Here is a 25708-nt window from a genome sequence, read left to right as displayed (position 1 = left end):
ACCGATAATGAAATTAATTACGTACGAAATAAAGACAGCATTTGGAATCACACAGCGTGTCGGGGTTTTACGAGACACAGAGGTTATTGATTTGATTCATGCATATTCCCTTTATTTATCTAAAATCAAGTCAAGCAGCCGTGCTTATGAAACCGCCAAACAAATAATCGGAAAAGATATGCTTTCTTTCATTCAAGGAGGCAGTTTTTCATTGGAAGCTGCAAAAACGGCGTTAGATTTTATATACTCCACACCAGCCGAAGAAGTGCGAAAGAATGACATTGGAGAGATTTTCTTTTCTTTAAATGACGTAACAGTGAGGGTGCCTCTTCAGCCGGTTTCCATTCGGGATACTTTAAATTCTGAGGTTCATTTTAAAAACTCACTAGAAGTGGTAGGGATTTCCGAACTTCCCGCCTTATTTTATGAACGCCCTTATTATTACCGAACGAGCCATACGTCCATCGCTGGGCCTGAAGATGTAATTCCTTGGCCAAGTTTTGGAGAACGACTGGACTTTGAGCTTGAATTTGCTGCCATTATCGGGAAAAAGGGAATCAATATATCTGCGGAAACTGCCCATGAATACATCATGGGGTATACCATCTTCAACGATATCAGCATACGTGACTATCAGCGCAAGGATATGTCAACGTCAATGGGACCTTCCAAGTGTAAAAATTTTTCTCATGGCAATATCCTCGGCCCCTGCATCGTCACAAGTGATGAACTAGACCCTTCCAATATACGACTTCAGGCACGTATAAATGGGGAGGTTTGGTCGGATTCACGAAGTTCAGATATGCATTACTCTTTCGCCCAACTCATAGAGTTTATTTCAAAAGAAGAAACCTTGTATCCTGGTGAAATCATTTGCTCAGGGACTATGGCCTTCGGATGTGGCTTAGAAATAAATCGATACTTAAAGTCTAACGATATCATAGAACTCGAAGTGGATGGGATCGGCATCTTACGAAATCAAATCATCAAATTTTAAATGGGGGTACAACTTATATGGAGACCTTCTTCAGAGGATCAAAAAAAGTGACGCTTATCGACTTAAGTGATTGTTTAAGTAATAAAACAAGCTCATTTGAACCAAATGCCCATAAAATTGACTATCTTACTCACGAGCAAAGCTTAACAGTCAGCAACAAACTGTTCGGTCTTGAGAAAGAAGATTGGCCAGAAGGACATGGATGGGCTGCTGAAAATGTAACTCTTTCTACTCATTCCGGTACCCACGTGGACGCTCCCTATCATTATGGTCCCACCTCTGGAGGAGAGGCTGCAAAAACCATCGATCAAGTCCCGCTTCAATGGTGTTTTGGCAACGGAGTCGTCTTAAATATGACACATAAAAAAGCCGGGGAAAGTATCACGGATGAAGATGTACTGCATGAGCTGCAAAGAATCGAGTATGAAATTAAACCTTACGACATTATTCTGATTCGCACGGATACATCAAAAAACTTTAGTCAGCCCGGATATGATAAAATGCACGCTGGTCTAAGCCGTAATGCGACTCAACTTTTGGTAGAAAAAGGGGTACGCTTGATCGGAATTGATGCCTGGGGTTTAGATCGACCGTTTGATGTCATGACGGCAGAGGCGAAGAGAGGCAACCGGGAGCAATTGTGGGAATCGCATTTCTATGGGAAGGAACGCGAATACCTACAAATAGAGCGATTGGCGAATCTGGAATTAATCCCGGTTCCTTTTGGTTTTACAGTAATCGCGTTTCCGGTAAAAATTGAAGGGGCAAGCGCCGGTTGGAGCCGCGTAGTAGCTGTTCTAGAAGAAGGATAAACAGAGAATTGGGGTCGGATAAGAATGAAATTACTGGGGATTTCCGGTAGCTTAACGGGTTCGAAAACTCTGGTTACTGTAAAAAAGGTGTTAGAGGAAGTTGGCAGGAAAGATCCAGATATAGAAACCGTATTACTAGATATAAAGCAGTATGATATTCAATTTTGTGATGGCAGGGATCCTATTCAATATTCCGGGGACACTCGTAGCGTCATTGATATCGTTTGTTCCGCTGATTTTTATGTGATTGGTACACCCATTTTTCAAGCGTCACTCTCGGGGGCTCTCAAAAACCTTTTTGATTTAATTCCTGTTCAAACTTTTCGGAATAAAGTGATAGGGTTTGTCGCAACCGGCGGAACTTACCAACACTACTTGGTCATTGAGAATCAGTTAAAACCAATTGCAGGTTATTTTCGTTCGTTTGTCGCACCGAGTTATGTTTATGCACATAATGAACATTTCAATAAAAACAATGAGATTATTGATCAAGATGTAGTCAACAGAATTTCATATTTAGCTGAAGAACTCATATTTATGCAAAGAGCATTAGGTAGGCTCAGGTGACGAATTGTCCTGTCCGCTCTAAGATATGTAGAAAGGAAGAGGAGGGCAGTAATCATCGGCAGTCATGCCCGGTGGTAAGTGCGTCTACAGTCTTCACACACTGGTGTATGATGGCAAAAATTATTCCATCCGACGGGTTGGTAAGGCGATCCACTAAAGCAGCTGTCATTTGTTCATCCTTGAAAACATGACCCTTGGCCATTTCACAGTTTTGTCCATCGATTTTCCACCCGGTGCCAATACACACCCACGTATTTCATTCCTGCTGTAGATGAGATCGTCCTCGGAGAAGAAGTACACCCTCGCTGCCCAACCTTCTGTTCTTCCTTGCTTAATTGACGGAAATAGGCCGTCTCGTCAAAGGTACGTTTTCGACGATAGGTCAATACCCCTATGATTGTAAGTTGCATCGAAAGCATCCTTTCTGGATAAGATTACTTACAATGTTTGTTGTCTGGACGAGCGGGGAATACTGATTCCATTCTGCTAAAACAGGAACGATCGGCCTAAGCGCGAGGCTTAGGTCTTTTTTTGAATTATCACCGTCCACCCATACACCTATCATGGTTCAATTCGAATCAAAAGCCAGATTTAGTATTATTACATAGGAGTTATGAAGGGAGTCAATTACTTTGAATGTTGAATTGTTTAAGGATTTGATTAAGGATGAGCGGGGCAATTATTACGTAGCAGTCCACAAGGAAGGTAATGAGCTGACTTTGGTTAATGCGATGCTAGAGCGGTCTTACGAAGATTTATTGGAGTTTAATGAGGAATTCAAACAAAAGTATGCAGAGTACGAGCACCAGTTCATTGGCAAAATCATCATGGATAAGGTGCGGCACGACGTCGTATTCGCTTCCAAAGAGGACGGTCATGGCCGAATGCATGATTTGGGTAAGGTAATGAGCGAATACAGGGTTACGTTTATCGATATGATTGAATTTTACCGAAATCCTCGGACATGACGCCTATGAGAGCGAAACCGATTAAACTTAGTGTTTTGGATTTGGTCCCCGTTTTTGATGAGGTCGATGCAACCTTCGCACTAGGACAAGCTGTAGAGCTGGCTCAAGCAGCCGAAAGACTGGGATATTTCCGTTATTGGGTGGCGGAACATCATGATATGCCAGGGCTGGCATGCACCTCAACGGATGTGCTTCTATCGCATATCGGTGCAAAAACACAGAGCATTCGTATCGGATCCGGGGCATTGCTGCTGCCGCATTATAAGCCTCTTAAAGTTGCAGAATCCTTTCATTTACTCGCTAGCTTGTACCCGGGACGAGTAGATCTTGGTTTAGGAAGGGCGCCCGGTGGTTCTGCTGAAGTCAGCCTCGCTCTCAGTGACAACTTTCTTGAAAATGTCTGGAAAATGCCAGAATTGCTCCGAGGAGTTTCCGAGTTATTGCAGGGGAGCTATGAATACGAAGGACGTCGGATTACTGCCCGCCCAACTCCATCCGTATCGCCCGAACTGTGGCTGCTAGGGACTAATAAGAAGAGCGCGGCTTATGCAGCTGAGTTTGGAACAGGTTATGTTTTTGGCCAGTTTATGAGCGACGTAGCCGGGGAGGAAGTATTAAGAGCTTACCGCGAAGCGTTTACTCCGTCAGCTCTTTCCCCTGTACCGCGAGCAATCGTTGCCGTTGGTGTCGTTTGCGGGGAAACAGTGGAGGAGGCAGAGAGGCTGGCATCCTCGGGTACAGCTTTGTTTCAACAAGAAGCTTCCGCAGGGGAAAGGGCTCCGCTTTCGGAGCGTAAGCTGCTGATAGGCACGCCTGAGAGCCTAAAGAAAAAACTCGAACAGTTATCTCACGTGTATGGCGTTGATGAATTCATTGTCGTTACGATGATTCCCGACTATCGGAAACGGTTGCGTTCTTTTGAGCTGCTTGCCCATACATGCTCAATGGCTTAATTCGTTTTATTATTACAGCAGGAAATCGTGAGCAAAAGCCCGGATGATTGCCGGGCTTTTGTGCATCCACCGACACTTCCTGCAGTTTGGGGGCAGGATTCCGCTCCCGCTATGTGTAATTATTTCCTGCTATAACAAAACCACAGACGTAACGAGGAGGGAAAGCGCGTGTCACACCCTGAAAAGAAAGTCACTTTTACTCATCCAGAGACGATGCCCAAAGGTTTCGGATATTCCCATGTAGTGGAAGCAACTGGAGGCAGAACGATCTACATTTCCGGACAAGTCTCTTTGAACCAAGAGGGCCAGGTCGTCGGGGAAGGAGATCTGGCCGCACAGACGAAGCAGGTCTTTGAAAATATCAAAGCGGCCCTGGAAGCGGTAGATTCCCGTTTCGAAGACGTCGTGAAGCTGACAATTTTCATGACGGACATTACGCAGATTCCAGTCGTCCGGGAGGTTCGTGACACCTACGTGAACACGCTCACTCCTCCAGCCAGCTCAGCCGTTGAGGTGAGCAGGCTCATAAAGGAAGAGTTTCTCATCGAAATCGAAGCCATTGCTGTGGCGAATGCACGCTGACCGGTTGGGGGAAACTACTGGAAAGATGTGGTAGTAAACACGGTACGAAAAGAAGGCAGGGAAAATCAACATGTCAGCGACGTATAAAAAGGTGTTTTGGGCATCCGGATTCGGGTGGATGTTCGATGCGATGGATGTAGCACTTTTATCCTTTATTATGGTAGCACTACGACAGGAATGGGGATTGTCCGGTGAACAAGCAGGCTTGCTTGGGACCGGCAATACCATCGGAATGGCGATCGGGGCGGTAGCTGGCGGATACCTGGCAGATCGGGTCGGACGCAAGCCTATATTTATGCTGACGCTGCTGTTGTTCGGGGCTGCCTCTCTGGCGAGTGCATTTGCCACAGGCTTTTCGCTCATGCTCCTGTTCCGCTTCCTGATTGGTCTTGGTCTGGGGGCGGAGCTGCCGGTAGCTTCTACCTTGGTGAATGAGTTTGCCCCTCCGGAAAAGCGCGGCCGCACAGTGGTCCTGCTGGAGAGCTTCTGGGCCGTAGGCTGGATATTGGCCGCCATCATATCCTACTTCGTCATCCCTGTTTACGGCTGGCGGGTAGCTGTCATCATCGGGGCCTTGCCGATGGTGTACGCCTGGTACATTCGCCGCAACGTTCCGGAGTCGCCGAAGTTTCATCAGCGTGAGGAACGTGTTCCTTTAAAAGAATTGCTCACCTCCCACAAACGGGAGACGATTACGCTGTGGATCGTCTGGTTTGCCATTACGTTCTCGTATTACGGCATGTTTCTCTGGATGCCCTCGGTGCTGGTCGACAAGGGCTTTACGATGATCAAGAGCTTTCAGTACGTCCTGATCATGACGCTGGCCCAGCTTCCCGGCTATTTCGCCGCTGCCTATCTGGTGGAGAGATGGGGAAGAAAGTACACATTGGCGACGTTTCTGTTTATGACGGGCGTCATGGCGTTTGCTTTTGGGGGCAGCACCGGTACAGGAGGGCTTCTGCTGACGGGAGCCTTGCTCTCCTTCTTTAACCTAGGGGCATGGGGTGCTTTGTACGCGTACACGCCGGAGAATTACCCGACTCCTTTGCGGGCAACGGGAGCAGGCTTTGCCTCGGGTGTCGGCAGGATTGGCAGCATCATCGCTCCTTACCTGGTAGGGCATTATTCGGCGCTTCATTATAGCTACACGTTCATTTTCAGCATGTTTACAGTGGTCCTGTTGGTGGGGACAGTTGTCTTGCTTGTGATGGGACGAGAAACACGCGAGAAGCGAGTGACGAGTATCGCGTAAGGCTAGTAAAGGGCTAGAATGGCAGTCGCTTCGGCAATGACCCTGGCCTTCAGCTCCTCGGGGTGAATCGCCTTCATGCTTGCTCCATAGGAGAGCACCATTTCACAGGCAGACTCCAAAGTATGAAATTGTACATCGGCATCCACCCATTCGCTATCGACAGGATGGGTGGATTTTATTTGGACGTAACGCTCCTGCTTTAGGCGATCGAGTGACGATTCCCGGATACGGATTTGCGCTGGATAGCGCGGCAAGCTGGCTTGGAAGGCAGCAGTCGATTGCTCCCAGTACAGGCTCAGATCAAAGTCTTCTGGTCTGACAAAGGATTCCTCCAGAATCTTGGCCTCGACAAGCCGGGAAATGCGGTATGTCCGCAAATCATCCTCTACCTGCGCGACGAAATACCACGTGCTGCGCTTGGCGACGAGACCGAGTGGACGAACCGTTCGTTCCACCGTTTCCGTCCCCCTCCCGTACCGAATAAAAAGGACGCGCTCCTGCCACACAGCTTCCTGTACCGTGGACAGGCAGGGAAACGTCTCTGTCGATTGATGCCAGCCTGCACCGTCAATATGGATGCGCTGACGGACGTACTCAGCATTTCGCCTGCTCGTCTCAGGTGTAGCAGCCAACAGCTTTTGCCAGGCGGCTTCAAAGCTTTCCCGCATTCCGAGGTCACCTAAAGGCATTGTAGGGGACACGAGCAGCAAAGACTGGAGTTCACTTTCCTTTAAGCCCGTCAGATCGGTGCGATAACCCTCGGACAGAGCCCAGCCGCCGTTGGTCCCACGCTCCGCATAGACGGGTACGCCTGCCATGCAGAGCGCTTCCATGTCCCGATGAATGGTCCGTTCAGATACCTCCAATTTTTCTGCGAGATCCCTTGCTGTCATCCGTCCATGGTTTTGCAGCAGCAACAGGATCGAAACCAATCGATCTGCTCGCATAAAAGCCCTCCGTTCGTTTGCCATTTTCCTCTCCATCGTATCTTACCGAATATGACAGCCGTTGTCATATTGGAACCGATACAATAGCGCTAAGTATTGCAGGGATTCATTTATCCAAAGGAGTGACAAACCCATGAGCCATTCAATCAAGGCCATGCAGGGAAAAGTGGCAGTCGTAGCAGGCGGGACGAGAGGAGCGGGCAGAGGCATCGCCGTCATGCTGGGTGAAGCAGGTGCGACCGTCTACGTGACAGGCCGCAGTGTGAGAGGGAACCCATCGGATTTGGGCCGAGTGGAGACCATCGAAGATACGGCGGAAATGGTGACCGCAGCAGGGGGAGTGGGAATACCGGTACGCGTCGATCACTCGCAAGAATCCGAGGTAGTCGGCCTGTTTGAGCGAATCAAATCAGAGCAGGACGGTCAGCTGGATCTGTTAGTCAACGACATTTGGGGAGGAGAGTCTCTGACAGAATGGGGAAAGCCTTTCTGGGAGTGCTCTTTGGGCAAAGGAATTCTGATGCAGGAGCGGGCGATTCATACGCATATGATCACGAGCTATTACGCTGCGCCGCTCATGATTGAACGAAAGAGTGGTTTAATCATTGAGATCACAGACGGGACAGACTACCGTTACCGTGGCAATCTGCCCTACAGTCTCGCAAAAATCTCGGTGATTCATCTGGCGCAGGCGATGGCGGAGGATTTGCGCCCGCATGGTATTGCTGCGGTGGCATTGACTCCAGGCTTTCTGCGCTCGGAAGAAATGCTCGATTATTTTGGAGTGACCGAAGAGACGTGGAAGGAAGCGGCAAAACAAGATCCCCACTTTCTGATGTCAGAGACGCCAGACTATATCGGGCGCGCTGTTGTCGCACTCGCTACCGACCCACAAATAATGAACAGGTCCGGGAAAGCCTTCAGTACATGGGGGCTGTCCGACGAGTTTCCCTTTACGGATCGGGATGGAAGCCGGCCGCATTGGGGGAATTACGCAAAAGAACAGGGATTTTAAGGAACCAATAAGCAAGGAAGAGCCCCTCAGAAGGGGTTCTTTTGCTTTTGCAAAAAATCTATGATTTCTGGTAACTTTTTTATTTCCTACTGATTTCGTCTCTTTTTTTTTGATATACTCATGATGGTTTTAGCTCATGAGGCAGGAATGGTGAAGCCCTGATGGATTTTTTTCTCGATATGAAAACGATCATCCTTTCTTTGGTTGTTGGCCATTTGTTTACTGTTATCTTGATCAGCGCGTACTGGCGAAACCACAAAAAGGACGCAAAGATCAACGCCTTTTTCTTTGCCAAATGTACGCAGGCTCTAGCGTGGCTGTTTTTAGTACTGCGTGGGGGAGTGCCAGATGCGATTAGCATCTCGCTTGCGAACTCCTTTTTGTTTGTAGGGGCTGCATTAGAGACGATCGCTGTTCTCATGCTGAAGCAAGCGTTTAACCCGATTACCCGGAAAATATATGGAATATTGACTGCATGGAATATGATTGGTTTTCATCTGATCATTCTCTTCTTCAACGAGGAATACATCCGAATCGCCTTTGCTTCATTGGGAACGGCATTGTTTATTTTTATTCCCACGTACAAGCTTTTCAAAGAGAGTGGGTCCTCCCTGCTGATGAAAATTATAGGCTCTCTTTATCTTTTGGTCATAGTGGCTCTTTTGGGAAGATCGGTGGCAGCCGTTTTGTCTGGGAGCTCGATGGGACTTTTCACGCCTGGACTCTCTCAGACACTCTCCTTTTTGTCATTGTATCTGGTGATGATCCTAGGAAACACAGGCTATGTTCTCCTGTTGAAGGAGCAGTCTGATCGTGATTTGGTCCGATTAGCCAGTCTGGATGATTTGACCGGAGTCTTAAATCGCCGAACATTTATTTATCGAGCCAGAAAATGCATCGAGCTTTGCGCCAAGAGGAAGGCTCCGATTACACTGCTGCTTTTCGATGTGGATCACTTCAAGCAAATCAATGACACTTACGGACACGTCGCCGGTGACTACGTCCTGCAGGATTTGACCCAGAAGATCATGCGGCAGCTAGCCCCCGACGACTTATTCGGCAGGTACGGCGGTGACGAGTTCGCCATTATTTTACCAGGACAAGACGAGCTAAAATCATCCCGATTGGTCGAACGAATCAGGGAGGCAGCATTCGAAATGAGCGATGCGAATGTAACAGTACACTACACTTTGAGCGTGGGGATGCTAACGGTAGTACCCGATCGTCAGACCGAGCTGGAGTCGCTGTATCTTTCGTGTGACAAGGCGTTGTATCAGGCGAAGCGAAATGGACGCAACGGAATAGCTCACGCTGTGAGCGAAGCATAAGCATAGATGGAATCTTCGAAAAGATAGCCGTTCCATCCTGCAATCCTTTACCTGGGATACTGATTCTACAGATGCGATACTCTCCCTTCTAGTCAATGAACTGGCAAGCATCTCCTCGTACATTATGCTTGTTCCGCTTTTTGGGATAGTCTTGTTGCCAGAACAGAAAGGGAACTGGCAGTAGCGGCAATTTCCTGTATAGAACGAAGGATAACGTCCAGATCCTTTTTGTTTGCCTCAAACATAGAAATATAGTTGTCTACTTCCAAACTTGTTGCTGTCAAACCGGTTTTCACTTCGTTGACTTCCTTTGCCGTTTGAACAGTCGCTTCTTTCATGCCCGAAAGTTTCAGCCTTATTTCCTCCATATTGGAGGTGCTTTCTTCCACTAATTGATTAATATCCTTGTTGGTTTGTTTGGTTTCTTCGGCAAGTTTTCTCACTTCATGTGCAACAACGGAGAAGCCCCTTCCGTGTTCGCCTGCTCTAGCGGCTTCAATAGAGGCGTTTAAAGCTAGTAAGTTGGTCTGGTTTGCAATATTCTCGATGTCTTTGGACATGGCGATGACTCTTGACAAAACACTGGAAAGCTCATTCACCTTTTCAACTGAATGGATCGCCTCTTGTTGAAGGGCAGCCATTTTGACTTCCATTTGATTGATTTTACCGAGACTATATGACGTCAAATTGTTCAAATTGTTGCTGCTTTTCATTGTCATTTCTGTATCTTGCATTAATTTTAAAGCTTTGTCATTCGTAGAGCTGGAAGCGCTCTCCGTATGTTTTACGGATTCGGCAAGTTCTTGGCTGATACCGATCAATTCTTCTTGTACGCTTCTTTGTTTTTGATTCAGTTCCTCAATTGTGTGAATTCGACTGGTTACATACTCCTGTATGACGATTTGAGCATCCAAATTGGTAAATCCAGTAATGGCTACTAAAGTCTTTGCGAGCAAATCTGGCGAGTGGGACAACTGCTTCACAATAAGAGGAATGATAAAAGAATGGATTGTCTGGTAAGTAGCAAGGAACCACTGCACAGGCAATGCGGCTTTGTTATGTGTGTTGCCGATCCGTTTTCTGAAAGAGAAATACTCCGTGCTCAGGTCGGCGGTGAAGAGTGTATCCATATATTGTATAAAGACTTCTTTTAACCGCTCTCTGGAAGTATGTGCGGTAGCGATTTCTTTTAGGGTAGAGGTTTGATAAACCTTATCCAGAATTGATTCAAACACCGAGTCTGCTGATTCCATAATAATTGGCTTTATTTGCTGCAACGCCTCTGCATGAGACTTGGTTACCTGCATGTATGTCAATCTTGCGTGTATCTCTTTGTCTTGGACAAGCAGCTTGTCTTCATCTTCAAGCTTCTGATCGGGAATTGTGTCAGTGGAAGCCTTTTTTCCGAAAAGAGAAAATATCGTATTCATATTCCATCCTCCAAGGTTTTAAAGATCGCTGGCAGCGTCTTCTCTCTTCTTACCGTAGTCCAAAATATCATCCTGTATAATTTTTGTCAAATGTTAGTAAAATGTTTTGGTCTGAAAAAGAACTGAGTATACGAACTTAAGGTGTTGTTATATAATGTTTGTATAAGCTTTTGGAGGAAAATAGACTGATGAATTCACCAGGTAGATTTACAATACGCCAAGTCGCAGAGCGAACGAAGCTATCCACCCAAGTCATCCGAAAGTGGGAGGAAAGATATGAGTTAATTAAACCGCAACGACTGAGCAACGGTTACAGGGTCTATACGCAACAAGATGTGGAGACCATCTTGCGTGTAAAAGCGTTGGTTGATCAAAATTACTCTTTGCAAACGGCGATTATGAACGTCAAACAACAGAGCGATTTTTCTGAAGACACTATCGTCCCTTTGGAAAAGGAACGGCTGAAATCGCATTTTGTGGAGAAATTGATTAAGGCTGGAAGCAATTGTGAAGAGGCGGCATTACTGAGATTATTGCAAAGGGCACATTTCGAGTATCCAATAGATGCTTTTATACAGAAAGTCGTTCTACCTTTTTTAAAACAAGTGGGCGATTTATGGGAATCAGGGGGGTGGAGTGAATACCAAGAGCATATTTCAAGTCAAGTTGTTCGGGATTATATCTCTCATCTACGAAAGGGGATCGCACAGGATCCTGAAATGCCCTTGATTTTGGGGACTTGTTTACCGTATGAAATGCACGAAATTCCCGTTCATATCATGCTGCTTCAGGCTGCACAGAAAGGCTGGAGAAGTATGTTTCTTTGTCCGTCTCCTGCGGTGGGAGCTATTGAAAAAGCAGTAGAGAGACTCCAGCCCATGAAAGTCATTCTTTCAGCAATGACAGTCCAGCCGTTTAGCAAAGACGATCAATTGCTGGGGAGACTCGATCATTTTGCTGTTCAACATCCTCATATCCAATTTTTTTTAGGGGGGAGTGGAGCGATTCAATACACAGAAGGAAAAAAACTAAGAGCAATAATCGTTACAGAAGACTTAAATGAAGTACTGCAAATCCCTAGATGATCTTGTTTTAGCGTGTTTTTTGAACTCTGATTGTCTACACTCTTCATCCGACAGGAGATTGATGAATGGATTGTCTAAATTGCTCGTTTCCTCCTATTCAGTATGAAATCCATTTTGAAGGTGAGGCAAACATAAAAATGCTTCCCGTGCTACATAAACATATAAAAAGACAAAATGGATGGGCATTACAGAATGAAAACAACTTGGTTGTAATGGAAGAATCAGTCCTTGAGTTGTTCGATTTTTGTATAGAGCATATGCTACCTGATCGGATCTTTTATCGAATTCACGGAACATCGTGGGATTCTTTTTCGACTATTTCCTCTGTAATAGAAGCCCAATGGATAGATGACTTGATCGCGCAAAAAAAGATTACCTGTGAATGCTAATCTAATTCTTGACCACCCAGTGGTACATCGCTCATAAAAAAGTTGACCACCTGAGCACCTCTTTCCTGTATCTTGAAGTTGCTGAGACAACAAGATATGGGAGGAAAGGACATGCTTCAGATGGCTAATTATGAGTTTATCAGGAAACAACACATTTTGCTAGGAAAGCCGATTCGGCAAATTTCTCGCGAAACTGGCTATTCCCGTCAAGTCATACGAAAGGCCTTGAAATCAACGAAGATCCCTGTGTACCAGCTTTCGAAACCGAAACCCAAACCAGTCATTGATTCCGTGCAGCCCATCATCCTGGAATGGTTGCGTCAAGATGAACAGGCTCCTCCCAAGCAGCGTCATACTGCCACCCGTATCTACCAGAGACTTGTCGACGAATACGGATTCACCGGCGGTGAATCTACGGTTCGACGTTACGTCAGACAACTACGCGTTTCTCCTCCAAAAGCGTTTGTCCCCCTCGACTTCCCGCCAGGGAAATTTGCCCAATTTGACTGGGGCGAGGTTACTGTTCTTTTACAGGGTAAGCAGGTAAAAGTTCAAGTCTTTTGTATGCGTTGTACCTACAGCAGAAAAATTTTTGTCAAAACTTTCTTTCACCAAAAGCAAGAATCTCTTCTTCAAGGGCATGTCGATGCCTTTGAGTTTTTCGGTGCTGTTCCTCAGACCGTTACGTACGACAATCTGACAACAGCCGTAAAGAAGGTGTTGGAAGGTAAAAACCGCGTGGAACAAGAGCGATTTGTTCAGCTTCGTGCTCACTACCTGTTTGAAAGCTATTTCTGTGATCCGGGAAAAGGGCACCAAAAAGGCCAAGTCGAAAATCTCGTAAAGTTCGTCCAAAAGCAGTTCTTTACCCCAGTTCCATGTGTCTCTTCACTAGAGGAATTAAATTATTTCCTCCTTGAGAAATGTATCTCTTACGAGACAACTACGGTTCCAAGATCTTCCTTAACCGTTGGAGAAGCGTTTGTACAAGAGCAGCAGACCATGCTCCCATTGCCTCCACAACCACTGGATTGTTGCCGTGTCGTCTCTGTAAAAAGCAATACCTTGTCTATGATTCACTTTGAGAAAAATGCCTATTCTGTTCCCGTTTCATACGCATCTACCGAGCTTACTTGTAAGGTGTTTGCCGAACGGATCGAGGTATACCATGGAAACAAATTGATTGCTGAGCATGAGAGATGTTTGGAAAGCGGCAAAGAGCTTTTGCAATATGATCACTACCTGGATTTGCTTCTTACTCGACCAGGTGCGGTTTTGTATGCTAGACCTTTGCATCAAGCGGGGTTACCTCCAATTTACCAACAGTTCTTGGACAAGTGTCGACATCGACCAGGCGGAATGAAAGAATTCGTTCGCCTCCTGTTACTACATCGTGAATTCGATACGACTCTTGTGGAGGAATCACTGGGGGAAGCATATCAAAAAGGGTTGTTTCAGTATGATGCCGTAAGGCAATTGTTGTTTCAGCGTACGCTACCCGAACACCGTCTTCCCCAACTCGCGTTGGCTGAAGATAGTCCTGTTCCGCGAATTCAAGTAAAAGTTCCCGATCTTAACCAGTACAATCGTCTGTTACAAAAGAGGAGTGTGGTACATTGAGTACAATTTTCTTGCTTGAAACCTATGCCAAACGGCTTCGATTACCGGCTATTAAACGTGTCTACAAGGAAATGGCCCACGATGCTACCGAACGACAAATTCCCTATGAAGAATTTCTTCTCGCTCTTTTGGAACAAGAAGTTCAGCAAAGGGACGCAAATCAAATCGCCAGTCGGATCAAGCACGCCAGGTTCCCCTCAATGAAAACACTCGATCAATATGAATTCTCTGCCATTCCGTCTCTTAATAAACCAAAACTGTTACAACTCGCTCGTTGTGAGTACATTGAAAAGGCAGAAAACATCATGTTTATCGGGAATTCTGGTACAGGTAAAACCCATCTCTCCACTGCCCTTGGGAAGGAGGCATGTCACCATGGCTATTCCGTACAGTTTTGGACAGCCGCGAAAATATGCAACGAGCTTATGGAAGCTCAGTCCCAAAAGCGAATCCTCCAGTTGGAGAAACAATGGCTGAAAACCGATTTGATCATTCTAGACGAAGTCGGATTTGTTCCTCTCAGTAAAACAGGGGCGGAGCTCTTATTTCAATTTTGTGCAGCTCGCTATGAAAAAGGGAGCATCATCATTACTAGCAATTTGGAATTTGCTGATTGGACTCAGATTTTTAAAGATGAACAGATGACGGCAGCTCTGGTCGATCGTCTCACACATCGTGCCCATATCTTTGCCATGAATGGAGATAGCTATCGATTTAAACAAAGCATTCAAAGATCGTGATCATGAAAAAGTTACCCACCCGACGGGTGGATTGATTTTTGCCATGGTGGTCAATTTTTTGATGAGCACGGTGGTCAACATTTTGATTGACATTCACAATTACCCCCTTTTTTCAACCTATCGTAGATCAAGAGGGTAACATTTTTGGTCACGAAATTTTGTCGAGATCGTTGAGAGAAGATGGAACATTCATTCCCCCAAATGAGCTGTTTTTATCTGCAAAAAAACGCAATCGGTTGTTTGCACTGGATCGACTTTGCAGACTTACTGCTGTTCAACATTCCGCTGTCTTGAAAAACCAGAAAATTTTTATTAATTTCCTCCCGACTTCCATTTATTCACCAGAGCATTGCTTGCGAACCACACTAGAGTTAGCGCGTACGATAGGGGTTAATCCCGCCAACTTTGTATTTGAAGTGGTCGAATCAGAGAATGTAGAGGATACGGAACATTTAAAAAATATCCTGCATTTCTACAAACAACAAGGCTTTGAATATGCCTTGGATGATGTTGGGGAAGGCTTCAGCACGGTTGAATTGCTAAAGGAATTACAGCCTGCGTATATGAAGCTCGACATGAAATACGTCCAAGGAGTGTGTGCTGACTCACAAAAACAAGAAATGGCTTGCAAAATCTTGCAGGCTGCGCTTGAAGCAGGGTCCATTCCCTTGGCAGAGGGCATCGAGTCAAACGAAGACTTTGATTACCTGAAAAAGCAGGGTTTTCAGTTGTTTCAAGGCTACCTCTTTGGAAAGCCCGCTCCTGCGCCTTTGCAATCGTTTCGAATGAGAGCTTAATTATGGATGATTTCCTTTCCTAGCCACCCACTTGCGAACATCACCAGACAGCAGCAAATTGGCAATCACACCCGCAACCAATCCCCAGAAGGCCGCGCCGATCCCCGCGATTGAAATACCGGAGATCGTGACGAGAAAGGTAATGAGGGCACTTTCTCTTTGCGACACGTCGCTCATCGCCGAGGCAAGACTGGAGCTGAGAGAGGCAAACAGTGCGAGGCCGGCGATGACCGCGATCAGTTCCTTGGGAAAGGCGGAGAATACCGAGGCGATGGTCGCTCCGAACATGCTGAAAACGAGATAAAACGCTCCGCATGCAATTCCGGCAATATAGCGCTTGGACGGATCAGGATGGGCTTCTTTTCCTGTGCAGATCGCAGCAGTAATGGCGGCAAGATTAATCCCGTGCGCACCAAAGGGGGCAAGTACGATCGAAGCGACCCCTGTCGTCGTAATGAGCGGGCTGGCTGGCGTATTGTAGCCGTCCGCTTGAAGGACGCCGATACCGGGAGCGTTTTGCGAAGCCATCGTCACGATGCACAGCGGAATTCCCAGACCGATGATGGCATCCAGGGAAAAGGTAGGCAAGGTGAAGATCGGCTGCACGAGAGCGACCTGGATGCCTCCCAGTTCAAAGCGATTCAGCAAGAAGGCGGCGATCAGCCCGACCAGCAGCGAAAAGACGACGGCGTATCGCGGCATCCAGCGCTTTGCCAGGAGATAGCAAACAATCATAGGCAATGCCAGCGCAGGCAGCTCTTGCAAGGATACGAAGACCTGCACGCCAAAGGAAAGCAGGATTCCAGCGAGCATCGCCGTGGTAATCGATGGTGGAACGTATCGCATGATCGTAGAGAAAAGGCCGGATACTCCAAGCAGCGTGATGATCACGGCAGAGAAGAGATAGGCTCCGATCGCGTCAGAGAACGGATAGACAGACAAGCTGGTGACGAGCAGAACGGCACCCGGTGTCGACCAAGCCGTAATGACGGGAGTCCGATACCGAATGCTGAGTACAATCGCCGTCAGGCCGCTGCCGATGGAAATCGCCCAGATCCAAGAGGATAGCAGTGCGTCACTCATGTTGGCTGCCTTGGCTGCCTGAAAGACGATTAATAGAGGTCCCGCATAAGAGACCATGGTGGCGATCAAGCCCACGATAAGGGCAGAGACGGAAAAGTCGGCAGGAATCCTTTTGAAAGGAGAAAAAGACCCATGCTGTTGATGAGAGCTCACGAAAAAATGCCTCCTGATGAGGGTCAGCTCGAGCTGTTGCCGGAACCCTTTTCATTTAAAATGTAGCGAATGGTGCGCTTGGTGATATTGAGCTTTTTGCTGAGCAGCTGGCGATCACCCTTTGTTTCGGTCAGCCCTTTTTCTATAATCGCCCGGCCGATTTCTCCTTCCAGCAGCTTGATCCGCCTGAGCAGATATTCAAAATCGAAGCCGTCGAGAGAAGTGACGTTTCGAGTGATCGCTTCGACAAAACGCTCGCACTCCCGATCAATTTGCTGGGTGAGCGCCAGTGGGGGCTCTTGTACAGGAGAAGGAGAGTGGCTACTCTGGATCGCCTTTTTGTGCAGACTCGCCGGCAAATGCTCTGCACACACGGTCTCGCACTCGTGGAGAGCAAGCGTCTGATTAAGCACGTTAATGAGCTGCCGCACATTGCCAGGCCAGTCGTAGCCTTGCAGCAGCTCCAGGGCTTCCTGGTCGATTTCACTTACCTTGCCATTTCGTTTTTGCATATAAGCGTATGCGATCGTCGGGATATCGGCTGCTCGTTCACGGAGAGGGGGAATGGACAGCTTGATTCCTTCGAGTCGATACAAAAGGTCCCGGCGAAAGCGGTTCAGCTCGACCTCGTGCTCCAGATCGCGGTTGGTAGCCGAAATAAATCGAATGTTGCTCTGCCCGACATGCTCTGCGCCAATCCGCATGAACTCACCGGTCTCCAATGTGCGCAGCAGCTTCACTTGGATGGAGGAGGGAGCTTCTCCGATTTCATCGAGAAATAAAGTCCCGTTGTGGGCGAGCTCGAACAGTCCCTTCCTTGCTTTGAGAGCACCGGTAAAAGCCCCTTTTTCGTAACCGAACAGCTCGCTCTCCAGCAAGGTTTCAGGAACCGCCCCGCAGTTAAACGCAACGAACGGCTGCGAAGAACGTGAGCTGGCACCGTGCAGAAACCGGGCCATCAGCTCTTTTCCTGTGCCAGTTTCGCCTTCGATCAGGATGTGGATCGCTTTTTTTGCCAGCTTCTTGGCGATCGCCATGACCTTTGCCATCGGGCTGTCCGGGGCGTACAGGATCCCGTACTGGGCAGCTTCCCGCGATAGCTCGCTTTCTTCCACGGTAGACGACTCCAAAACGGCATCAATGATACGCTCGAGGTCGTCCAGGTCGTCAAAAGGCTTTTCCAAATAGTCCTTGGCTCCCCATTGCATCGCGGTGATTGCGGACTTGATCGTGCTGTAGCCGGTCATGATCAGGACCTCGCAGGAGGGGAAGACTGCCTTGATCCGTTTGAGCAGATCCAAGCCATTGGCATCCGGCAGCTTTAAATCGACCAGAGCGGCATGGAAGCCCTCCGTTTGGACCTGCAAGAGGTTTTCTACCTCTTTGCCCGTATTCGCCACGGTGACCTCGCAGTTTTTTTGGCGGAGAAAGTAGGTAAAAAAGGAAGTGACCTCTGTTTCGTCATCCACGATCAGTATCCGTTTTTTCTCCATTTCGCGCCTCCTCTCGTAAAAGCGGCAGCAGCAGGGTGAACTGACTGTACTTGTTTTCTTCACTCTCGACCATCAGCTTTCCTCCATGGGCTTCGGCAATTCCCAGACTGACAGATAAGCCGAGGCCAGTTCCTTTCGTCCTCTCCTTGGTAGAGTAGAAGGGTTGAAAGATTTGCGGCAGCTGCTCTCCCGTGATTCCTTCGCCGTTGTCGTAGACAGACAGTCCTACATAGGCATGAGCTTCGTCCTCAAGCAAAAAAGAGCGCAGCTCGATGCAGGGATTCTCTCGACCTGCTAATGCATCCCGCGCGTTGAGCAGCAGATTGATCACGATTTGCTCGATTTGGTGCCGGCTCCCGTGAAACTGCAGCGGTGGCTGTGTCAAATGCTTCGTGACCGTCAAGCCCGATACGGAGAGCTGATAGCCGATCAGCCCTAGTGCGTCTTCTACTACTTCATCTATCGAAATGGTAGAGAACACATACTCTTCCTGCCGGGAGAAGGTAAGCAGGTTTTGAATGATTTTTTTGCAGCGCACGCCGCATTGGTAAATGTCATTCATTAAAGGAGCTGTCGGTGTTGCTTTCATTTCCCGAAGGAGCAGCTGGGAGTTTCCGAGAATAGCGGTGAGCGGACTATTCAGCTCGTGAGCGATCCCTGCAGCCATTTCTCCAATGGCGGCCATCTTGGCGGATTGGACCAGCTGTGCTTCGATTTTGATCTTCTCGCTCACGTCCTGAAAGAGCAAGATATTTTCGACCGATACCCCCACGTGACTGGCAATCAGCGAAAAGAGCTCGGCATCCTGACTATGACTATCTGCTGACTGCTCAGCCTTCTGCAGCAGGGTAAGATAGCCAAATGCCTGATTGCGTTGACTGTGCAGCGGCACGGACAGAGCGTGATAGTCAGGGAACATTGCTTCAAGCATGTCCTTCAAAAAGCCTTTCAAAGGGTGGGTGGGCTGTTCGACGAATTCCGGGACAACGCTCGTATGTGTATGGCACTGCCATTGCCCATCCTCCTGCGATGCCAGATAGGAAGAGAGATGTCCTCCTTTTGTCAGGGTAAGCACAAAACGGGCAAACGGGAGAATCTGCGAAAGCTGGCTCGCGATGTAGATGCTGGTCTCCGGCCAAGAGGCATTGATTGAAAGCTGCGTCAGCTGGTTGATGACGGCCAGCTGCCTGTTCTTCTTTTTCATTTCCTCCACGAGGTAGGTCAGCTCGGTGTAATAGCTTTTCCGAGAGGATTGGATGCCGGTCAGCTTCTCGAGAATTTCCTGTTTGTTTTGCATAGGCACTCCTCCTACAGAGCTTGACGGAAAAGGGTAGCGACATCCTGTGCATTCATGTCGCGAGGATTCGTGGTCATGCAGACGTCGAGCAGGGCGTGTGCACTCAACAGCTCAATTTGATCGGGGACGAGCCCGATCGCAGACAAAGATTCGGGACAATCCAGATCCCGTGACAGCTCCTTTACTGCTTTCAGGGCCAGTCGGGAGGATTCTGGAAGGCTCAACCCCGCCGTGCTTTCCCCGAGGCATTCGGCGATGTGCCTGTACTTTTCGGGGGCTGCGATAAAGTTGTATTCGAGCACATGGGGCAGCAGGATGGCATTGACCTCGCCATGCGGCGCATCGAGAAAGCCTCCCAGCTGATGGGACATGGCGTGGACGGCACCGAGGATCGCATTGGAAAAGGCGATACCTGCCTGCAGGCTTGCCATCGCCATCGCCTGCTTCGCCTCCTCGTTGTACTGACTGGCAACGGAAGGGCGCAAATGCTTGGCGATCAGACGCATCGCCTGCAGGGAATGGACTTCGGTCAAGGGGGTAGCGGCGAGAGAAATATAAGATTCGATGGCATGCGTCAAAACGTCCATGCCTGTATTTGCCGTGAGCTGCCTGTCCTTTGTCATCAGTGTTTGTGGATCGATGATAGCGATGTCAGGGATCAGAGATTTGGAGATGATGGCCATTTTTACTTTTCTTGCACTGTCTACAATGATGGAAAATTGCGAAACCTCTGATCCGGATCCAGCGGTAGTTGGAACCATGACCATGGGAGGAAGCGGGTGAGTGATCTTGTCTACGCCTTCATAATCGACGATGCTGCCGTCATTGGTCCCGAGTAGCGCAATCGCCTTAGCCGCATCGATCGCACTGCCGCCGCCTACCCCGAGGATGGCGTCGCATTCCAGCGCCCGATACTCGGCGACACCTGCGTGAATTTCGTAATCCTTGGGATTGGCAGTCACGTTGGTCCACAAGTGGTACGCGAGCTTTTGCTGACTGAGAATCTGCATGATTCGCTCTACCCAACCCGCGTTTACGACACCTGAATCGCTGACGAGAAAGACGCGTGTCGCTCCCAGCCTGCGCAAGCTTTCGCCGATCTGAGCAATGGACTGGTTGCCAAAGATGATTTCCGGTGTCATGAATTTGGAAATTTGCATGCATTCGTCCCCCTTTTTCCACTAACTAGTAATACCGCAAAGGTGAACAAATCCCTCTTCTGGCCAAAAGGTTGGCTAATGGGCCGATTTTTCGGCTAGTCTGGCCGAAAGAATGGCTCGCTTTCAGGAGAGGGGCGCCAAAAGATAGGGAAAATAAAGCGCTTTCAGTTTGGCATGACGCTTGCTATAAAGAATGGCATCACACAAATCCATGCGGCTCATGCCGAAAGTGGGAATAAGGGAGGAAATAAGGGATGAAGGCAGCGGTAGTCAACGAGTTTCAAAAAAAGCTGGAGCTGAAGGAAGTAGCGGTGCCTGAAGTAGGGTATGGGGAAGTCCTGGTCAAAATCAAGACGTGCGGGGTGTGTCATACCGACCTGCACGCAGCCCATGGGGACTGGCCTGTGAAACCGAAGCTGCCCTTGATTCCAGGGCACGAAGGAGTTGGGGTAGTCGAAAAGCTGGGTGAAGGCGTTACTTCTTTGAAGCTGGGAGATCGGGTAGGGATTCCGTGGCTGTTCTCTGCATGCGGGGAATGCGACTACTGCCTGACTGGCTGGGAAACGCTTTGCCAACAGCAGCAAAACGGGGGCTATTCCGTGGACGGCGCCTACGCTGAATACTGCGTGGCACCTGCAGCCTACGTGGCGCGTATCCCCAACGAGCTCAGTGACGTGGATGCAGCTCCGATCCTGTGCGCAGGCGTGACCACGTACAAAGCGCTGAAGGTCGCAAACGTGAAGCCAGGGGAATGGGTAGCCATCTACGGAATCGGCGGCCTAGGACACGTCGCGCTCCAGTACGCAAAAGCGATGGGGTATAACGTAGTCGCAGTGGATATCCACAAAGAAAAGCTGGACCTGGCAAAAGAACTCGGCGCCGATGTAACCGTAAACAGCAGCGAGGTAGATCCTGTGGAAGCGATCCAAGAGAAGGTCGGCGGTGTACACGGAGCGGTCAGTGTGGCCGTTACCAAAAAAGCGTTCGAGCAAGCGTACAAATCCGTCAGACGCGGGGGCTCCCTCGTTGTCGTGGGATTGCCAAATGCCGAGCTGCCGATCCCGATTTTCGATACCGTTTTAAACGGCGTAACGGTAAAAGGCTCGATCGTCGGTACGCGTAAAGACATGCAGGAAGCGCTGGACTTCGCTGCCCGCGGCAAAGTGCGCGCGATCATCGAGACACAGCCGCTCGACAAGATCAATGAAGTATTGGAGCGAATGGAAAAAGGCCAAATCAACGGTCGGGTTGTTTTAACGATGGAGTAGGAAATCAATCAATTAAGGCTGTCACGCTGGTAGAGACCAGGCGTTGGCAGCCTTTTTGCATCGTTCATCCTGCACGGATTTGACGTATTCATCATGATCATATTTCAAAAGTGGAGATATCAAAAAAACGAAAACGAGCTACCTGCACCTATAGTATGATTTTTCAAAAAACAAGATTTTGATACCATAATAGAGAGTCGGACAGACGATTTTGGGGTGATTGGATTGAATCTCGGTACGGTTTTTGATTGTGCGGTAAGTCGGTACCCGTTCCATGTCGCTCTCGTCGAGAATAACGAGCGATACACATTTGATGAAATAAACGAGGAAGTAAATCGGTTGGCGACTTCCATGTTGAAGCTCGGTGTAGCTAGAAGAGACCGAGTGATGATGCTACTCAAAAACAGGAAAGAAGCTGTATGTATGTTTTGGGCGACTCAAAAGCTCGGGGCGATATTTACCCCGATCAGTATGAGGCTATCGCCAGAGGATACCCAGTATTGCATCAACGATTCAGAGCCCAAAGTCGTCGTATATGAGAGCAATAGCCGTCGGGCGGTGATGGCTGCGAAATTTAGTGAGCGCCCCATTTTTATCGGGTTGGAACAAGGAGAGGGGGATCTTTCCTATGCCGACTTGGTGAAGAGAGGGACGCATCCGTTTGAAAGTGTAGGGGTGGACGATGAGGATATCGCTATCATGCTGTACACGTCGGGAACTACTGGATTTCCAAAAGGGGTGCCTCGTTCCCATAAGAATGAATACGCTTCCACGATCGCGCACATCATTCAAAATTCATATGCAACCTTCGATAGCACACTGGGCGTGATGCCTTTATACCACACGATGGGAATGCGTTCTTTGTTGGCTATGTGCGTGTTGAACGGGAAATACGTGCTGGCTCCAAGCTGGGATCCTCACTCTGCACTCACGCTGATTGAAAAAGAACGGATTAGCTGCTTATACATGATTCCCCGGCTGTACCATGAGTTACTGGAAGATTCATCTAGTTCCCAATCAGATCTGTCGGCACTCAAGAAGATCGGCTATGCGGGCGCTCCGATGTCAGAAGCGTTGATCACGAAGTGTTTTCAGCGAATACAGCCAAAACATTTCGTCAATCATTACGGCAGTACCGAAATCTATACTTTCACTACTTGCTCCACACTGGACAAAAAGCCTGGTTGTGCTGGTAAGCCAGGTATTCATCAACGAGTAAAGCTGGTCACACCTGATCCTTCGGGCGGTTCTACTCCGCAAGACGAGGTACCTGCTGGCCAGGTGGGGGAGATCATCATTCATGCCGGCTCGGACGAAGCGTTCAAAGGATATTGGAATCGGCCTGACGCTACACGAAAGGCCATCCGAAACCAATGGTACTTCACAGGAGATCTTGGGAAGTTCGATGAAGATGGGGATTTGTACATTGTGGGCAGAATTGACGACATGCTGATTTCAGGAGGGGAGAACATTTCACCGATAGAGGTAGAAAAGGTGCTTTCCAGTCACCCGAAAGTAGCAGAAGCAGTTGTGATCGGGCAGGAGGACGATAGATGGGGCCAGATTGTTGTTGCATTCATCGTTCCCCTCGATCCAGCGGTAACGGTGCAGGAGCTCGACCAATACTGCAAACATCACGCGAAGCTATCCAATACAAAACGACCACGGAAGTACCTGTTTGTCGACGAGCTTCCGAGGAATGCTTCTGGAAAGATTATTCGACGAGAGCTTTCCAACGGTCTGACAGGAAGAAACGACGCATGAGAAAGAGGGGATAATTTTGTCTGGACTGCTCATTATCGATGATGAAATAGAAAGCAGTGAAGATATCCGATCGATTCTTATGGGAAGCCAGTACAATTACCTTCCAATTTATGAATGTGATAGTGCGCAAAAAGGATTGGGACTTGTTCGTAACTATCACCCGAACATGGTGATACTCGATTTGTCATTGCCTGATTTGGACGGGATCGAATGCGGTAAGATGATCCTGGAACAAAGTCCGCATATTCCCGTCGTCGTTCTCACGCATATCCAGATGTTCGAGGTAGTACAAGCCGTCATCAACGCGGGTTTTTCAGGGTATCTGTTAAAGCCGGTTTCGAAGATAGAGTTCCTTGGCACCTTAAACCGGCTATTGATACCGCAGCTGTTTAAGGAAACCCAGTCGGTGAGAAAACCAGGCGTTTCCCAAGAACCGGTTGAGATCGATTTCGGAAATCCGATTCAGAGCGCCATCCACTACATTCATAGCCAATATCACGAGCCAATCACTCTGAATGATGTCGCAGACCGCGTCTATCTTAGCGGGTCCCATTTTAGCCGATTATTTAAAGCGGAAATGAGGATCACATTTATCGAGTACTTGACCAAGCATAGGGTGGAGCAGGCAAAAAAACTGTTGAAAATGACATCGCTACCCATTGAGGTCATTGCAAACAACGCTGGTTTTACCAACGCTGGTTACTTCGCGACCACTTTCAAGCGTTTGGAAAATATAACCCCGAGTGAATACCGGCAGATGTTTTCCAGTCTTCTTTCCTAAAGGGAAGATTGAGCAAAAATGTGGAAACGAGATTGGAAAAAATGTAAAACCGCACAATTCAAAATATTCCTATGATAGAAGCATGCACTTCCAAGATTTGAGGTGATACAGAATTGATGGAGATCTATGAAGGGTTGAAGCACTGCCTGGAAAACAAGCAACGAGCAGTCCTAGCGACAATCATTGAAGTAGACGGGTCCACCTACAGGCGTGAAGGGGCGAGCTGTTTCATTACAGAAGACGGCAAAGTGCTGGGGACCGTGAGTGCTGGGTGCGTCGAAGGGGATTTGTTTGAGCATGCTAGGGACGTTCTCGAATCGGGAAGAGCGCGAACGCAGCATTATGATTTCCGGTCGGAGGAAGATTTGCTCTGGGGCATGGGAGTAGGCTGCAATGGCGCTATGAAGATTCTTCTGCAGCCATTTGATCCCGTTCGATACCCTGCATACACCAATCATGTGTTCCAGATGTATGAGAAGAAAGTCTTCTGTCGGAAGGAGTTTATTGTAGGTATCGTAATTGATACGGCTGATCCTTCCACACATCAAATTGGAACCCCTTACATTTTTGAACAAGATGAGCGAAGTACGCCGAGGATACGCAATGGATCCAGGGGGCTCGTCCATTGGGAGTTGAAAGGTGTTCAAGTCACCCTGTACGTGGAGACGGTTCAGCCTCGCCCCATGCTAGTGGTATATGGAGCGGGTCCGGATGCAATCCCACTGGTTCAGGGAGCGAGCAGGCTCGGATGGCATGTGACGCTCATTGATCATCGAGAGCATGCACTCTGCCATCAGGCCTTTGCATCAGCAGACCGATTGCAGCTAATCAGTCGAGAGGATTACGGGAATCTTTACGTGGACGAGAATGCGTATGTCGTAGTGATGACTCACAATTACCTGCTGGATGCAAAGGTAGTGAAAAGAATGATTGACTCTACGATCCCTTATCTGGGCGTACTCGGTCCACGCAAAAGAATCGAGCGGATTCTCCAGGAAATCCACACAGAACAGAAAAGGCCTATAGTCGTTGATTTTGCAAAACTGCATGCACCGATCGGATTGGATATCGGAGCTGATTCACCCGAGGAAATCGCCTTGAGCATCTTGGCAGAGCTCACGAGCTGCCGGAATCGGCGAGGTGGCCAGTCCCTGAGATTACGCTACGAACCGCTGCATGAGCGACACGAGTTTGTCTCAGAGAAAGTACTGGCACAAAGGTGAATTC

General features: G+C 48.3%; 25 protein-coding genes. 18 read left to right on the top strand and 7 right to left on the bottom strand.

Annotated features, from left to right (window positions below):
* Positions 1-7: 7 nt before the first annotated feature.
* From ACLIN2_RS24065 to ACLIN2_RS24055, 3 genes are read left to right on the top strand one after another with little or no spacing between them, the layout of a single operon-like run.
* Positions 8-997, top strand: a complete 990-nt coding sequence (locus ACLIN2_RS24065) for a fumarylacetoacetate hydrolase family protein (protein WP_411502372.1) — start codon at positions 8-10, stop codon at positions 995-997.
* 17 nt (positions 998-1014) lie between these two features.
* Positions 1015-1809, top strand: a complete 795-nt coding sequence (locus ACLIN2_RS24060; RefSeq protein WP_258957965.1) for a cyclase family protein — start codon at positions 1015-1017, stop codon at positions 1807-1809.
* A 24-nt stretch (positions 1810-1833) separates the two neighbouring features.
* Positions 1834-2376 carry an NADPH-dependent FMN reductase gene (locus ACLIN2_RS24055; RefSeq protein WP_411502371.1) on the top strand — a complete coding sequence of 181 codons (543 nt, stop codon included), beginning with the start codon at positions 1834-1836 and terminating at the stop codon, positions 2374-2376.
* 203 nt (positions 2377-2579) lie between these two features.
* On the opposite strand, the gene ACLIN2_RS24050 is transcribed toward ACLIN2_RS24055, so the two are convergent.
* A complete protein-coding gene (locus tag ACLIN2_RS24050) occupies positions 2580-2786 on the bottom strand; it encodes a hypothetical protein (RefSeq protein WP_411502370.1) in 207 nt (68 codons plus the stop codon).
* A 222-nt stretch (positions 2787-3008) separates the two neighbouring features.
* On the opposite strand from ACLIN2_RS24050, the gene ACLIN2_RS24045 reads away from it, so the two are divergent.
* The 4 genes from ACLIN2_RS24045 to ACLIN2_RS24030 all read left to right on the top strand — a co-directional run bounded on the left by ACLIN2_RS24045 (position 3009) and on the right by ACLIN2_RS24030 (position 6131).
* The gene (locus ACLIN2_RS24045) at positions 3009-3344 is read left to right on the top strand and encodes a hypothetical protein (protein ID WP_092277093.1); all 336 of its coding nucleotides are present in this window, start codon (positions 3009-3011) and stop codon (positions 3342-3344) included.
* A 5-nt stretch (positions 3345-3349) separates the two neighbouring features.
* A complete protein-coding gene (locus tag ACLIN2_RS24040) occupies positions 3350-4297 on the top strand; it encodes an LLM class flavin-dependent oxidoreductase (RefSeq protein ID WP_411502369.1) in 948 nt (315 codons plus the stop codon).
* Between the two features lie 213 nt (positions 4298-4510).
* Entirely contained in the window at positions 4511-4879 is a 369-nt protein-coding gene (locus ACLIN2_RS24035) for a RidA family protein (RefSeq protein WP_411504590.1), read from the top strand.
* A gap of 70 nt (positions 4880-4949) precedes the next feature.
* Positions 4950-6131, top strand: coding sequence for an MFS transporter (locus ACLIN2_RS24030; protein WP_411502368.1), 1182 nt, complete (start codon positions 4950-4952; stop codon positions 6129-6131).
* 2 nt (positions 6132-6133) lie between these two features.
* Here ACLIN2_RS24030 and ACLIN2_RS24025 read toward each other — a convergent pair whose 3' ends face one another.
* The gene (locus ACLIN2_RS24025) at positions 6134-7078 is read right to left on the bottom strand and encodes a helix-turn-helix transcriptional regulator (protein WP_411502367.1); all 945 of its coding nucleotides are present in this window, start codon (positions 7076-7078) and stop codon (positions 6134-6136) included.
* A 145-nt stretch (positions 7079-7223) separates the two neighbouring features.
* Between ACLIN2_RS24025 and ACLIN2_RS24020 the strand changes: the two genes are divergently transcribed.
* Together ACLIN2_RS24020 and ACLIN2_RS24015 are read left to right on the top strand one after the other, a co-directional pair.
* The gene (locus ACLIN2_RS24020) at positions 7224-8093 is read left to right on the top strand and encodes an SDR family oxidoreductase (RefSeq protein WP_411504589.1); all 870 of its coding nucleotides are present in this window, start codon (positions 7224-7226) and stop codon (positions 8091-8093) included.
* 161 nt (positions 8094-8254) lie between these two features.
* Positions 8255-9421 carry a GGDEF domain-containing protein gene (locus ACLIN2_RS24015; RefSeq protein WP_411502366.1) on the top strand — a complete coding sequence of 389 codons (1167 nt, stop codon included), beginning with the start codon at positions 8255-8257 and terminating at the stop codon, positions 9419-9421.
* A 122-nt stretch (positions 9422-9543) separates the two neighbouring features.
* On the opposite strand, the gene ACLIN2_RS24010 is transcribed toward ACLIN2_RS24015, so the two are convergent.
* Positions 9544-10851 (bottom strand): protoglobin domain-containing protein, encoded by a 1308-nt coding sequence (locus tag ACLIN2_RS24010; protein ID WP_411502365.1) that lies wholly within the window; start codon positions 10849-10851, stop codon positions 9544-9546.
* Positions 10852-11039: 188 nt separating this feature from the next.
* On the opposite strand from ACLIN2_RS24010, the gene ACLIN2_RS24005 reads away from it, so the two are divergent.
* The 5 genes from ACLIN2_RS24005 to ACLIN2_RS23985 all read left to right on the top strand — a co-directional run bounded on the left by ACLIN2_RS24005 (position 11040) and on the right by ACLIN2_RS23985 (position 15482).
* On the top strand, positions 11040-11936 hold the full coding sequence (locus ACLIN2_RS24005; protein WP_411502364.1) for a MerR family transcriptional regulator: 897 nt from the start codon (positions 11040-11042) through the stop codon (positions 11934-11936).
* A gap of 65 nt (positions 11937-12001) precedes the next feature.
* The gene (locus ACLIN2_RS24000; protein WP_411502363.1) at positions 12002-12325 is read left to right on the top strand and encodes a hypothetical protein; all 324 of its coding nucleotides are present in this window, start codon (positions 12002-12004) and stop codon (positions 12323-12325) included.
* A 111-nt stretch (positions 12326-12436) separates the two neighbouring features.
* On the top strand, positions 12437-13945 hold the full coding sequence (istA, locus tag ACLIN2_RS23995) for an IS21 family transposase (protein ID WP_411502362.1): 1509 nt from the start codon (positions 12437-12439) through the stop codon (positions 13943-13945).
* The gene (istB, locus tag ACLIN2_RS23990) at positions 13942-14685 is read left to right on the top strand and encodes an IS21-like element helper ATPase IstB (RefSeq protein WP_411502361.1); all 744 of its coding nucleotides are present in this window, start codon (positions 13942-13944) and stop codon (positions 14683-14685) included. The genes istA and istB overlap by 4 nt, the downstream gene beginning before the upstream one ends.
* 86 nt (positions 14686-14771) lie before the next feature.
* Positions 14772-15482: an EAL domain-containing protein gene (locus tag ACLIN2_RS23985; RefSeq protein WP_411502360.1), complete on the top strand. Its 711-nt coding sequence runs from the start codon at positions 14772-14774 to the stop codon at positions 15480-15482.
* Here the strand turns inward: ACLIN2_RS23985 and ACLIN2_RS23980 are convergent, their stop codons facing one another.
* From ACLIN2_RS23980 to ACLIN2_RS23965, 4 genes are read right to left on the bottom strand one after another with little or no spacing between them, the layout of a single operon-like run.
* Positions 15483-16718: a benzoate/H(+) symporter BenE family transporter gene (locus ACLIN2_RS23980; protein WP_246071068.1), complete on the bottom strand. Its 1236-nt coding sequence runs from the start codon at positions 16716-16718 to the stop codon at positions 15483-15485.
* A gap of 23 nt (positions 16719-16741) precedes the next feature.
* Positions 16742-18211, bottom strand: a complete 1470-nt coding sequence (locus ACLIN2_RS23975) for a sigma-54-dependent transcriptional regulator (protein WP_411502359.1) — start codon at positions 18209-18211, stop codon at positions 16742-16744.
* On the bottom strand, positions 18180-19508 hold the full coding sequence (locus ACLIN2_RS23970; protein ID WP_411502358.1) for an ATP-binding protein: 1329 nt from the start codon (positions 19506-19508) through the stop codon (positions 18180-18182). The genes ACLIN2_RS23975 and ACLIN2_RS23970 overlap by 32 nt, the downstream gene beginning before the upstream one ends.
* A gap of 11 nt (positions 19509-19519) precedes the next feature.
* On the bottom strand, positions 19520-20668 hold the full coding sequence (locus tag ACLIN2_RS23965) for an iron-containing alcohol dehydrogenase (protein WP_092277119.1): 1149 nt from the start codon (positions 20666-20668) through the stop codon (positions 19520-19522).
* 254 nt (positions 20669-20922) lie between these two features.
* On the opposite strand from ACLIN2_RS23965, the gene adhP reads away from it, so the two are divergent.
* The 4 genes from adhP to ACLIN2_RS23945 all read left to right on the top strand — a co-directional run bounded on the left by adhP (position 20923) and on the right by ACLIN2_RS23945 (position 25704).
* Positions 20923-21936 (top strand): alcohol dehydrogenase AdhP, encoded by a 1014-nt coding sequence (adhP, locus tag ACLIN2_RS23960; protein ID WP_400587363.1) that lies wholly within the window; start codon positions 20923-20925, stop codon positions 21934-21936.
* Between the two features lie 225 nt (positions 21937-22161).
* Positions 22162-23700, top strand: a complete 1539-nt coding sequence (locus tag ACLIN2_RS23955; protein WP_092277125.1) for a class I adenylate-forming enzyme family protein — start codon at positions 22162-22164, stop codon at positions 23698-23700.
* 16 nt (positions 23701-23716) lie between these two features.
* Positions 23717-24481 carry a response regulator transcription factor gene (locus ACLIN2_RS23950; RefSeq protein ID WP_092277128.1) on the top strand — a complete coding sequence of 255 codons (765 nt, stop codon included), beginning with the start codon at positions 23717-23719 and terminating at the stop codon, positions 24479-24481.
* A gap of 116 nt (positions 24482-24597) precedes the next feature.
* Positions 24598-25704 (top strand): XdhC family protein, encoded by a 1107-nt coding sequence (locus ACLIN2_RS23945; protein WP_411502357.1) that lies wholly within the window; start codon positions 24598-24600, stop codon positions 25702-25704.
* Positions 25705-25708: the final 4 nt, after the last annotated feature.

It is taken from the genome of Brevibacillus centrosporus, assembly GCF_046622605.1.
GTDB lineage: Bacteria > Bacillota > Bacilli > Brevibacillales > Brevibacillaceae > Brevibacillus > Brevibacillus centrosporus.
Note: the sequence above shows the minus strand (reverse complement) of the source record. Positions and strands in the feature narration are given on the sequence as shown.

What these genes read in the sequence shown, in the direction of transcription:
- ACLIN2_RS24065 (WP_411502372.1), top strand. Translation starts at nt 8, where the DNA reads ATGAAATTAATTACGTACGAAATAAAGACAGCATTTGGAATCACACAG.
- ACLIN2_RS24060 (WP_258957965.1), top strand. Translation starts at nt 1,015, where the DNA reads ATGGAGACCTTCTTCAGAGGATCAAAAAAAGTGACGCTTATCGACTTA.
- ACLIN2_RS24055 (WP_411502371.1), top strand. Translation starts at nt 1,834, where the DNA reads ATGAAATTACTGGGGATTTCCGGTAGCTTAACGGGTTCGAAAACTCTG.
- ACLIN2_RS24050 (WP_411502370.1), bottom strand. Translation starts at nt 2,786, where the DNA reads ATGCAACTTACAATCATAGGGGTATTGACCTATCGTCGAAAACGTACC.
- ACLIN2_RS24040 (WP_411502369.1), top strand. Translation starts at nt 3,350, where the DNA reads ATGAGAGCGAAACCGATTAAACTTAGTGTTTTGGATTTGGTCCCCGTT.
- ACLIN2_RS24035 (WP_411504590.1), top strand. Translation starts at nt 4,511, where the DNA reads ATGCCCAAAGGTTTCGGATATTCCCATGTAGTGGAAGCAACTGGAGGC.
- ACLIN2_RS24030 (WP_411502368.1), top strand. Translation starts at nt 4,950, where the DNA reads ATGTCAGCGACGTATAAAAAGGTGTTTTGGGCATCCGGATTCGGGTGG.
- ACLIN2_RS24025 (WP_411502367.1), bottom strand. Translation starts at nt 7,078, where the DNA reads ATGCGAGCAGATCGATTGGTTTCGATCCTGTTGCTGCTGCAAAACCAT.
- ACLIN2_RS24015 (WP_411502366.1), top strand. Translation starts at nt 8,255, where the DNA reads ATGGATTTTTTTCTCGATATGAAAACGATCATCCTTTCTTTGGTTGTT.
- ACLIN2_RS24010 (WP_411502365.1), bottom strand. Translation starts at nt 10,851, where the DNA reads ATGAATACGATATTTTCTCTTTTCGGAAAAAAGGCTTCCACTGACACA.
- ACLIN2_RS24005 (WP_411502364.1), top strand. Translation starts at nt 11,040, where the DNA reads ATGAATTCACCAGGTAGATTTACAATACGCCAAGTCGCAGAGCGAACG.
- ACLIN2_RS24000 (WP_411502363.1), top strand. Translation starts at nt 12,002, where the DNA reads ATGGATTGTCTAAATTGCTCGTTTCCTCCTATTCAGTATGAAATCCAT.
- istA (WP_411502362.1), top strand. Translation starts at nt 12,437, where the DNA reads ATGCTTCAGATGGCTAATTATGAGTTTATCAGGAAACAACACATTTTG.
- ACLIN2_RS23975 (WP_411502359.1), bottom strand. Translation starts at nt 18,211, where the DNA reads ATGGAGAAAAAACGGATACTGATCGTGGATGACGAAACAGAGGTCACT.
- ACLIN2_RS23970 (WP_411502358.1), bottom strand. Translation starts at nt 19,508, where the DNA reads ATGCAAAACAAACAGGAAATTCTCGAGAAGCTGACCGGCATCCAATCC.
- ACLIN2_RS23965 (WP_092277119.1), bottom strand. Translation starts at nt 20,668, where the DNA reads ATGCAAATTTCCAAATTCATGACACCGGAAATCATCTTTGGCAACCAG.
- adhP (WP_400587363.1), top strand. Translation starts at nt 20,923, where the DNA reads ATGAAGGCAGCGGTAGTCAACGAGTTTCAAAAAAAGCTGGAGCTGAAG.
- ACLIN2_RS23945 (WP_411502357.1), top strand. Translation starts at nt 24,598, where the DNA reads ATGGAGATCTATGAAGGGTTGAAGCACTGCCTGGAAAACAAGCAACGA.